Annotated in this window: 9 protein-coding genes; 1 reads left to right on the top strand and 8 read right to left on the bottom strand. The window is 60.5% G+C overall.

Annotation, left to right across the window (positions count from 1 at the left end):
• Window positions 1–7 precede the first annotated feature (7 nt).
• From BEN47_RS09185 to BEN47_RS09210, 6 genes are all read right to left on the bottom strand, one after another.
• Window positions 8–649 (bottom strand): O-methyltransferase, encoded by a 642-nt coding sequence (locus BEN47_RS09185; RefSeq protein ID WP_070727478.1) that lies wholly within the window; start codon window positions 647–649, stop codon window positions 8–10.
• Between the two features lie 94 nt (window positions 650–743).
• A complete protein-coding gene (locus BEN47_RS09190; RefSeq protein WP_070727480.1) occupies window positions 744–1,202 on the bottom strand; it encodes a YDG/SRA domain-containing protein in 459 nt (152 codons plus the stop codon).
• Window positions 1,199–2,437, bottom strand: coding sequence for a M16 family metallopeptidase (locus BEN47_RS09195; RefSeq protein ID WP_070727483.1), 1,239 nt, complete (start codon window positions 2,435–2,437; stop codon window positions 1,199–1,201). Before BEN47_RS09195 ends, BEN47_RS09190 begins: the two co-directional genes overlap by 4 nt.
• A 116-nt stretch (window positions 2,438–2,553) precedes the next feature.
• Complete coding sequence (locus tag BEN47_RS09200) at window positions 2,554–3,558, bottom strand: glycosyltransferase family 9 protein (protein ID WP_070727486.1); 1,005 nt, start codon at window positions 3,556–3,558, stop codon at window positions 2,554–2,556.
• Between the two features lie 162 nt (window positions 3,559–3,720).
• Window positions 3,721–4,185, bottom strand: a complete 465-nt coding sequence (locus BEN47_RS09205) for an Lrp/AsnC ligand binding domain-containing protein (protein ID WP_070727489.1) — start codon at window positions 4,183–4,185, stop codon at window positions 3,721–3,723.
• Between the two features lie 406 nt (window positions 4,186–4,591).
• The gene (locus BEN47_RS09210) at window positions 4,592–6,805 is read right to left on the bottom strand and encodes a protein-disulfide reductase DsbD family protein (protein WP_070727492.1); all 2,214 of its coding nucleotides are present in this window, start codon (window positions 6,803–6,805) and stop codon (window positions 4,592–4,594) included.
• Window positions 6,806–7,064: 259 nt separating this feature from the next.
• Here BEN47_RS09210 and BEN47_RS09215 point away from each other — a divergent pair, with 259 nt between their 5' ends.
• The gene (locus BEN47_RS09215; RefSeq protein ID WP_070727496.1) at window positions 7,065–8,399 is read left to right on the top strand and encodes a hemolysin family protein; all 1,335 of its coding nucleotides are present in this window, start codon (window positions 7,065–7,067) and stop codon (window positions 8,397–8,399) included.
• On the opposite strand, the gene BEN47_RS09220 is transcribed toward BEN47_RS09215, so the two are convergent.
• Both BEN47_RS09220 and BEN47_RS23085 read right to left on the bottom strand, forming a co-directional pair.
• Window positions 8,400–8,798 carry an NINE protein gene (locus tag BEN47_RS09220; protein WP_125921595.1) on the bottom strand — a complete coding sequence of 133 codons (399 nt, stop codon included), beginning with the start codon at window positions 8,796–8,798 and terminating at the stop codon, window positions 8,400–8,402.
• Window positions 8,799–9,258: 460 nt separating this feature from the next.
• Complete coding sequence (locus BEN47_RS23085) at window positions 9,259–9,519, bottom strand: Riean_0653 family protein (protein ID WP_498365943.1); 261 nt, start codon at window positions 9,517–9,519, stop codon at window positions 9,259–9,261.
• Between the last annotated feature and the right edge of the window lie 83 nt (window positions 9,520–9,602).

Genomic DNA, 9,602 nt, shown 5'->3' on the forward strand with positions numbered 1-9,602 from the left:
CAGGCAGCTACTTCTTTCGCACCAGCAGCAGGCCATCGCGCAGCGGCAGAAAAACCGGCTCTACGCGCGCATCCTGCGCTACTTTGTCGTTGAAAGCCCGCACGTGCGGCGTGTCCTTGTCGCCGCTTCGTACCTCGTGCGTGGGCAGCACCTTACCGCTCCACAGCACATTGTCTACGATGAGCAATCCACCCGGACGCACCTGCCCGATGACTGCCTCAAAATAAGCATCGTTATTCCGCTTATCAGCGTCAATAAAGACCAAGTCCCACTCTTCATCGACCAGTAGCGGCATAACGTCGAGTGCGGCTCCAATGTGCAGCCGCACTTGCTCCGTGATGCCAGCCGCCGCCACGTAGCGCCGAATGCGCGCCTCCTTTTCAGGGTCAATTTCGATGGTGTGCAGGCGCCCGTCTGGGGCCAGGCCCTCGGCCAGGCACAGCGTGGCATACCCACAAAAAGTCCCGATTTCCAGCACCCGGCGCGGCCGCATGAGGTGGCTAATCATGCTCAGCAAGCGCCCCTGCACGTGCCCGCTGCTCATGCGCGCCGTCATGGTTTGCAGGTGCGTTTCGCGGGTGAGCTGCGCGAGCAGCGGCGACTCGGGCGCGGTGTGTTGCTCGGCGTAGGTTTGGATGGGGTCGGTCATACCAGTTAAGATTTCCCGCAGAGGGCGCGGAAGATTGCGCAGAAGTCGCAGAACGTTCTGCGACTTCTGCGCAATCTTCCGCGCCCTCTGCGGGCTAAAAAAAATCGGCCGCACTCCGCAATCGAAACACGAACACCTGAAAACCCGACTTCCCCGGCCCGTAGCTGGAGCTCACAATCCGATAAAGTCCTTCGTAGCGGTACACATCCGCGCCACCGTCCTCGGCTGGCACCTTGCACAGCACGCGCACCGGCAAGCCGGTTTCCTGGCTTTTCAACAGGGCCAGATTGGTGCCGGTGGCTACTTGGTCAGTTATCTGGTGGCCGGTTTTGGAGTCGCGGCCGCCGTTGCCGGCGTAGCGGATTTCTTCTTCGTCAAACTGGTCGTCTTCATACTGGCCGGCTAATACAATGCTTTCCGCACCTAATTGCTGGGTGCCGCACACGCCCGCCCGCCGCGGCCGGTGCACACCGCTCAACGCCAGTTCAATTCGATTGCGGAAAGTGTCGCCCGGCCGGTAGCTGCCTACGTGGCCGAAAACTGCCGTGCTCATTTCCCCTCCGGCACGTACTGCAGCACGCTCAGGTGCTCTTCGGTCAGCACTTCGTTGGCCATTTCGCGCAACTCGGCCGCCGAGATTTTCTCGATTTTATCGAAGATTTCGCTCAACGGCTCCACCCGGCCCAGGTCGAGGGTGCTTTTGCCGAGGAGCTGCATCATGCCGCCGTTGCTTTCCTCGCTCATGGCGAGTTGGCCCATCAGCTGGTGCTTGGCGGTGTGCAGCTGGTTGGTGGTCAAAGTCTTTTCGCGCAGCAGCTTCAGCTCCTTTTGCACCAGGCCCAGGGTGCGCTTCACCTGCTTGCCTTCGGTGCCGAAGTAAATGCCGAACAAACCAGTGTCGGTGTAGGGCGAGTAGGTGCTGTCGATGGTGTACACGAGGCCGTACTTTTCCCGTACGGCCAGGTTGAGACGCGAATTCATGCCGGGCCCGCCCAGGATGTTGTTCAGCATGAAAAACGGAATGCGGCGCGGGTCGTTCAGCGAATAGGCTGGGCCGCCCACCAGGCAATGCGCCTGCGTGATGGGCCGGGTTTCTACCTGCGACTTGCGCTCGTAACCGCCCACCGGCCGGCGCACGCGCGTGCCCAGCCGGGCCGGCAGCGGTGCCAGTAGCTTATCAGCCAGCCGCTTTACTTCCGCGAAGGGCAGGTTGCTCACCGAGCTGAACACCAGCCGGTCGGTGCGCATCTGCTCCTGCAAAAAGGTATGGAAATCAACCGTCTGGAAGCGGCTCACGCTCTCGCGGGTGCCCAGAATGTTCACGCCCAGCGGGTGGTCACCGAACACCACAGTGTCGAAATCATCAATGATGGCGTCTTCCGGGGCGTCCTGGTACATGCTCATCTCCTCCAGAATCACGCCCCGCTCCTTCTCCACTTCCCGGCCCGGAAACACGGAGTTGAACGTCAAATCGGTCAGCAGCTCAAACGCCCGCTCGAAGTGCGTGCTGAGCAAGGAAGCGTAAAAGCAGATTTTCTCCTTCGTGGTGTAGGCGTTCAGCTCGCCGCCCACGGTTTCGAGGCGGTTGAGGATGTGGAACGACTTGCGCTTGGTAGTGCCCTTAAAGGCCATGTGCTCCCAGAAGTGGGCCAGGCCCTGCTGGTGCGGGGCCTCATCGCGCGAGCCAATGTCCAGCAAAAAGCCGCAGTGCGCAATTTTAGTATGCAGTACCTGCTTGTGTAAGAGGCGGATACCGTTGGGATATTCGTGAATGTGATAGTCAAGCATAAGTAACACAAAGGTACAATGAGCAGATATCAGTTAACAGTTATCAATGAGCAGTGAACAATTCAGAACGTCTTGCACTGTCCACTGATAGATGTTCACTGTTAACTGATATCTGCTCACTGATAACTGTTAACTGATTCCAGTAGTTGCCCCACTGCAATGCTATGCGCGCAGCGAAAGTGCCCGAGCGGGCAGGCGCCGTGCCCGTGCAGGCCGCAGGGCCGGCAGGCCAGCGCCTCCGTCGTTTGCACAATGTGCGACACCGGCGAGAGCGGCCCGAACCCGAACGCGGGCACGGTGCTGCAAAAGATGGCCGTCACGGGCGCCCCTACGGCCGAACACAGGTGCATAGGGGCCGAGTCGTTCACGTAGTTCATCACTGCCCCGCGCATGAGCGCAGCCGAAGCCAGCAGGTTCATTTTCCCGCTCAGGTTGACCACGTTTTCGCGCCCATTGGCGACCAGCAGACGCGCGCAGGCCGCGGTATCGGGCGGCCCGCCCAGCAGGTACACCCGCAGCGTGGCCGGCAGGGCGGCCAGCAGCTCCAGCCACTTTTCTTCGGGGTACTGCTTGGTGAACCACACCGACGTGGGCGCCAGGCACACATATGGCCCGGCACTGGCCAGCGCGAGGGCGTGGGCTTCGTCGGCGGCCGAAGGGTAGAGCCGGGGCAGCGCAGCGCCGGGCCCGGCCCCCAGCAGGCGCAGGTTACGCGTCACCTCGTGAGTGCCGTCGCCAATGGGGTGCGGCACGCGCTGCGTAAAAAACCGGCTCAGCGGGTTCTTGGCAAAGCCCACCCGCTCCCGCGCCCGCGAAAAGGCCGTCAGGAAGCCCGTGCTGGCAAAGCGCTGCAGCGTGACCACGCGGCCGTAGCGCCGGGCCCGAATCTGGCGCAGCAGGTCCCACAAAGCGGCGTATTTGCGGTGCTTTTTGTCCCAAATCAGCACTTCCCGCACGTGGGGGTGCCCCAGCAGCAGGCCCTCGTTGCCGCGGCGCACCAGCACGTCCACCGGCGTGCCCGGCTCGGTGCGGTGCAAGTGCTCCAGCAGCGCCGTCATCAGGATAACGTCGCCAATGAAAGCGGTTTGGATGAGCAGCGTGGCGGGCGATGGAGTAGGCATAAACGTGGCGCAAAAGTACGCCCGCCGGGCGTGTGTGGCGTTTCGCTTCCTGCGCCGGAAGATGGCCGCGGCCCCACCGGGCGCCTCCGCTACGCCACAGCGCCAGCGCCGTGTGTTTCATCACACACAACGCTGGCGCTGCCAATAATCCGGTGCGGGAGGTTAGGTTAGCTGGGCGGGCCGGTTGACCACTTCCTCCAGCGAAATCAGGGTTTCGGTGCGCTCAATGCCCTCAATGGGCTGAATCCGGTCGTGCAGCACGTCGCGCAAGTGGTGCGTATCGCGGCAGACCAACCGGGCAAAAACGCCATAGGCACCCGTCGTGAAATAGATGTTTACCACCTCCGGAATGTCGCGCAGCTGCTGCACCACACTCGTGTATACCGAGCTCTTGAGCAGGTAGATGCCCAGGAACGCATTCACGCCGTAGCCCAGCTTTTGGTAGTCGATGCGCAGCGTGGCGCCCTGCACGATGCCAAGCTCCTCAAGGCGGGCCATGCGCACGTGCACCGTGCCCCCCGATACGTTCACCTTGCGGGCTATTTCGGTGTAAGGCATTTTAGCGTCCTGAATAAGCAGGTTCAGGATATTGCGGTCGGTATCATCAAGTTCGTAATTACGTGCCATTTTATGCAGAAAAGAATTAAAAGGAATACAAAACTAACGGGTAAAAATTAAATTTATTTCAAATTTAGAGTTAAAGAAGTGTGCAGTTTGCATTATCTACCCCACTCGCTTACATTTGTTACAATCCAAGGCAGCAGGCCCCGGCATCAACGCAACACGGAAAAATAGCAGTAAAACGCTGATTTATTGGCTTTACACTACGCTCTTTTTTCAGCAAAAGGCACATGCCCTATGCTACGGTCAGGGTTTAATACGGAGGAGAAGAGGGGAAAACGGGGCGGCGCATCTGGGTGGGTGCGCTCCTCACATTAGGAAGAGGCGACCTCTGGGTGGGGGTCGCCTCTTCGTGTTTAAACCGATGGTGAAGCGGGTGCAAAACTACGGCCCAGCCCGGGCAACAGGGCACTTAGCGCACTGCTACCGGGGCACGCTGACCGGTAAACTGCTTGAGACCAGCATCTAAGAAAGCAGCAAACTGGGCTACGTCGGGCTCGTAGGCAATGGGCGCTACCACCGGTTTGCCGGTTGCCTCATTGGGGTCGATGATGACGTAGTAGGGCTGGGCATTGAAGCCGTAGCGGGTCACCTGCAGGTCGGCGTTCTGCTTGCCCAGGGTCTTTTTCAGCTGCTGGTCGCGGGGCGAAGTGTACCACTCGCTTTCGGGCAGTTCGGTTTTGTCGTCCACGTACAGGGCCACCACCACAAAGTCGTTGCGTAGCCGTGCCAGCACCTGCGGGTCGTTCCATACCGATGCTTCCATCTTGCGGCAGTTCACGCAGGCATGGCCCGTGAAGTCGATGAAGACAGGCTTGTTCTGTTGGCGCGCCACGCGCTTGGCCTGCTCCAGGTCGAAGTAGCCGGTCAGGTTGTGGGGCAGTTCGAGAAATTCGCCAAAGCGGGGCACTTCCTGGCCCGCGCTGCTGCCCGTGCTGACCACGGGGGCCGCCGTGCCGGCAGTAGCCAGCGAGAAATCGCGCTTGCTCTGGGGCGGCAGGTAGCCGGCCAGCAAGGGCAGCGGCGCTCCAAAGAGCCCCGGCACCAAATACACGGCAAAAGCAAAGGCAAAAACGGCCATCAGCAAGCGGCCCACGCTGAGGTGGTCGAGCGGCGAGTCGTGCGAGAGCCGGAACTTGCCCAGCAGGTAGAAGCCCAGCAGGGCCGAGAGCACAATCCAGAGCACGATGTATACGTCGCGGTCCAGCAGGTTCCAGTGGTAGGCCAGGTCGGCGGTGCTCAGAAACTTAAGGGCCAGCATGAGCTCCACAAAGCCCAGCACCACCTTCACGGTATTGAGCCAGCCGCCGGAGCGGGGCAGGCTCTTGAGCCACGACGGGAAGATGGCGAACAGCGTGAACGGCAGCGCAAAAGCCAGCGAGAAGCCCAGCATGCCCACAATGGGCTGAATCCGCTCGCCGCGCGCGGCCAGGCTCAGAATGCTGCCCACAATGGGCGCAGTGCACGAAAACGACACCACCACCAGCGTGAGGGCCATGAAAAAGATGCCGCCCCAGCCGCCTTTGTCGGCCTGGATGTCCACGGTATTCACGATGGTGTGCGGGAGCGTGATTTCAAACAAACCCAGAAACGACAGGCCGAATACCACAAATACCACGAAGAAAATAACGTTGGGCAGCCAGTGCGTGGCAATCAGGTTGGGGCCGTCTTCGCCGAGCAAGGCCGACACGAGCACACCCACCAGCACGTAAATGCCGATGATGCTGGCCCCGTACACCAGCGCCTTGAAGATGCCGCGCTGCCGGCTGTCGTTGCCGCTCGTGAAGAGCGAAACCGTCATGGGCACCATGGGGAACACGCAGGGCGTGATGAGCGCGGCCAGGCCGAAGGTGAACGCCAGCAAGGCGAAGCTCCACAGCCCGCCGGCCTTGCTCACGGGGTCTTCGGCGGCCACGGCGGCGGCGGGGGCCACGGTGGCGGCCTCCGGGTTTTGCATGGTGGCGGGCGCGGCAGTACCGGGCAGGGCGGGCGCGGCGGCAAAAGCAGCCGGCTGGGAGGCGGTATCGGGCGCGGTGGGCGCAAGGGCCGGGGCCGCCGGGGCGGCAGCGGTGGCAGCAGGACTTGCGGAGGCCGCGGCAGTGCTCCGGCGGCGGGGCCAGGCCGCCGGAGCAACTGCCGCGGCACCGGTTACCGTGATGGGGCCGAAGGTGAGGACATCGCTGCCGGGCACGCACTTACCGTCCACGTTGGTGCAGCTCTGGTAGTCGGCGGTGGCGGTGATGGTGAGGGGGCCGGGCTTTAGCACCCGGATGCGCTGGCGCAGCTGGCCGGTTTTTTCCCAAAAGGCCACTTCGCCTTTAAAAACTTCGTCCTGCTCGTGGTGCGATTTGATGGATTGCAGCTTGCCGACCAGGGCGTAGGCGGGGCTGGGCTTGAGGGCCAGCGTAAATACTACCGGCCCCACCTCGTCGCTAAAATCGGAGGCGTAGAGGTGCCACGTGTTGTCGATTCGGGCGTTTATTATCAGCTCCAGCTCCTCGCCTACCTTGGCGGTGGGCTTGCTGAGGGTGGTGCTCAAATGCGTGGGTGTGAGAATCTGCGCCGTGGCCGGGGCGAGGGCCCACAACCACAGCAACAATAACTTACCTATCAAATTTTTCTTCATAACTACAAACCAGAAGCCCGGTGTTTGGTGTTACCTCTTCTCTTTGCGAAAAGGCTTTGACGACGGAATCCGTTCCCCCTTCCTGGGAGGCTAGACGGCCCGGCGTGTGGTTTCTTACACCTGCATTCTACTACAAAATAAGGCTGTCCGTACCACAAACTGACGGCCGGAAAGTTCAGTGGCCCAACCAGCCGCCCTAAACTCCGTACTTTTGAGCAACTAAGGTCCCCAGACCGTCCGTGTCGCGGGGACCATTCACATGGGTTTAAAAATATTATTCACCGTTTTACTTGTTTTAGTAAACGGATTTTTTGTGGCCGCCGAGTTCGCACTCGTCAAAGTGCGCCTGTCGCAAATCGAGCTCAAGGCCAAAGAGGGCAACCGCCTGGCCAAGCTCACGCTCACCATCTTGCAGGATTTGGAGGCCTACCTGTCGGCCTGCCAGCTGGGCATCACGCTGGCCTCGCTGGCCCTGGGCTGGATTGGCGAAAGCGTGGTGGCGTCCATTATTCTGGGGGCCGTGCACGCCCTCAACCTGGACATGACCGACGTGCTGGCCCACCAGATTGCGCTGCCCGTGTCGTTTGCCACCATCACGGTGCTGCACATCGTCATCGGCGAGCAGGCGCCCAAAATGCTGGCCATTCAGCGGCCCGAAGCCCTGAGCATTGCCGTGGCCCTGCCGCTGCGGGTGTTCTACGTGGTGAGCTTTCCCTTCATCTGGATTCTCAACAAGATGTCGGGCCTCACGCTGCGCCTGTTCGGCGTGGTCTCCACCCACGGCAGCGACGCCCACACCTCCGACGAGCTGCGCATGCTGCTCGACCAGAGCAAGGAAAGCGGCGAAATCCAGGACTCCGAGCACGAGTTGATTGAGAACGTGTTCCAGTTCAACGACCGGATGGTGAAGCAGATTATGGTGCCCCGCACCAAGCTCTCAGCCCTGGACGTGAACGCGCCCGCCGAGCACCTGCTCGACGTGGTGTTCAGCGAGGGCTACTCGCGCCTGCCGGTGTTTGAGGGCAACATCGACAACATCGTGGGCGTGCTCAACGTGAAGGACCTGCTACCCATCATCCGGCGCGGCGAGGCCGTGGAGCTGGCCCGCATCATGCGGCCACCCTTCTTCGTGCCCGAAACCAAGAAAATCAACCGCCTGCTGCGGCAGTTCCAGCGCAAGCACATTGTGATGGCCATCGTGAGCGACGAGTTCGGCGGCGTGTCGGGCATTGTCACCATCGAGGACATCATGGAGGAGCTGGTGGGCGAAATCCAGGACGAGTACGACAACGAGGTGCCCGTGGTGGAGAAGGTATCCGAGGACGAGTACCGCGTGAACCCCGCCACGCCCATCTCCGACGCCAACGAGTACCTCCCCTTCCCCCTGCCCGAGGGCGAAGACTACGAAACCGTGGGCGGCCTGCTCAACGTCATCTACGGCAGCATTCCGGAAGTGGGCGACGTGGCCGTGCTCGACCCCTACGAGTTCCGGGTGCTGCAGCGCTCGCGCCGCGCCGTGGAGCTGGTGCAGCTGCGCGTGACCACCGTGGCCGAGCGCGCCGAACCCCGCGGGGACCTGGGCCACGAGATGTAGTTACCGCTGCTCCGGCCCGGGCACTTTTATGCTGGGTTTGGTTTGAAAAAAGCCGGGATTATACTCTCCGTTTTTGGGTTTCAATCTGCCGTTAATGATTCGGACAACGTCAGAAATTTGCAAACCATAGAGTATCAGGGCCATTAATATCCCAAGTATAAGGAGGGCTGCAATGCTGAAGCTGCCAAAGCCGAGAAGTACCCCTTCAAAGTAGACTACTGAAACCGCCAGCAGGCCGCCCAACAAGTAGGCAATGCCGCGTCCGGCATAACCCAGATAGAAGCGGTGCAGCCCGAGAATGCTGTAGAAAAAGGGCACAATGGCGAGTAGCAGCGCAATTCCGCGGGAACGGTAGCGCTCCGGCGGGTTCGGTTCGTTAGCGAGGGCAGTAGTGGGCAATCGGGCTTTCACTCGCCGATGCGCTACGGGCCGCACCGATTCCAACGCCCGGCCAGCAGGCGTTGCGCCAACCGGCACCCTCTTCACGGCCACAACCGGCACTCTGCTCCTGTTCTTTTTACGGGTGATGGATGAACCGCTAGTTCTCCCGTGCCGCGAAGATGCCCAGGCCGCGGGAGCAGTTGCGTGAAACGGGGCTGTTGAAGGTACCGTAGCAGACGAAGGGACCGCCGTAGCCGGGTGCAACGAGGTATCCCCAACGCCTTGAAACTGGTAGCTGGCGCGGTGGCAGCCGCTCAGCAGCGCGAGAAGAAGAAGCACGCATGTTGCGGGGTAGAAGCTGGGCTTAGGTTTCAAAATAGAAGCTAGAGACGCTTGTCGAAGCGGCCGTTGGTGACGCGCACCGTGTCGCAACCGGATTTGGCTGTTTCATGTGGAAAAGGGGTGAATGTAAAGCCTATTAAAAGCGCGAATCAAACCGCCCATCGGTCACTACGAGCTTGCCGCAACTGGGCGTTTCCAGCGTGAAAGCAAACCGGCCCGACACGACACGGTTGACCACATCCAAACGCGTGATTTCTACAATTGCCGGATGAGTAGCATCGGTATAGTACATGCAACCAGTCCTTACATCATCATAACTTACAAAGTCTGTAGTCCTTCCAATCAAGGTATATCGCCCTACAACATTAATTTTGTCAATGCTAGGACGCGTGAACAATTAAAGTAGCTTTGAAGATGCAAAAAGACCGCACATTACTCACTGACGCGCACTGGCAACGCCTTTCACCGCTCTTACCGGGC

The organism is Hymenobacter lapidarius, assembly GCF_001816145.1.
In the GTDB taxonomy this organism is placed as follows: domain Bacteria; phylum Bacteroidota; class Bacteroidia; order Cytophagales; family Hymenobacteraceae; genus Hymenobacter; species Hymenobacter lapidarius.

Coding starts and splice junctions, on each gene's coding strand:
- BEN47_RS09185 (WP_070727478.1), bottom strand. CDS start 649: ATGACCGACCCCATCCAAACCTACGCCGAGCAACACACCGCGCCCGAG.
- BEN47_RS09190 (WP_070727480.1), bottom strand. CDS start 1,202: ATGAGCACGGCAGTTTTCGGCCACGTAGGCAGCTACCGGCCGGGCGAC.
- BEN47_RS09195 (WP_070727483.1), bottom strand. CDS start 2,437: ATGCTTGACTATCACATTCACGAATATCCCAACGGTATCCGCCTCTTA.
- BEN47_RS09200 (WP_070727486.1), bottom strand. CDS start 3,558: ATGCCTACTCCATCGCCCGCCACGCTGCTCATCCAAACCGCTTTCATT.
- BEN47_RS09205 (WP_070727489.1), bottom strand. CDS start 4,185: ATGGCACGTAATTACGAACTTGATGATACCGACCGCAATATCCTGAAC.
- BEN47_RS09210 (WP_070727492.1), bottom strand. CDS start 6,805: ATGAAGAAAAATTTGATAGGTAAGTTATTGTTGCTGTGGTTGTGGGCC.
- BEN47_RS09215 (WP_070727496.1), top strand. CDS start 7,065: ATGGGTTTAAAAATATTATTCACCGTTTTACTTGTTTTAGTAAACGGA.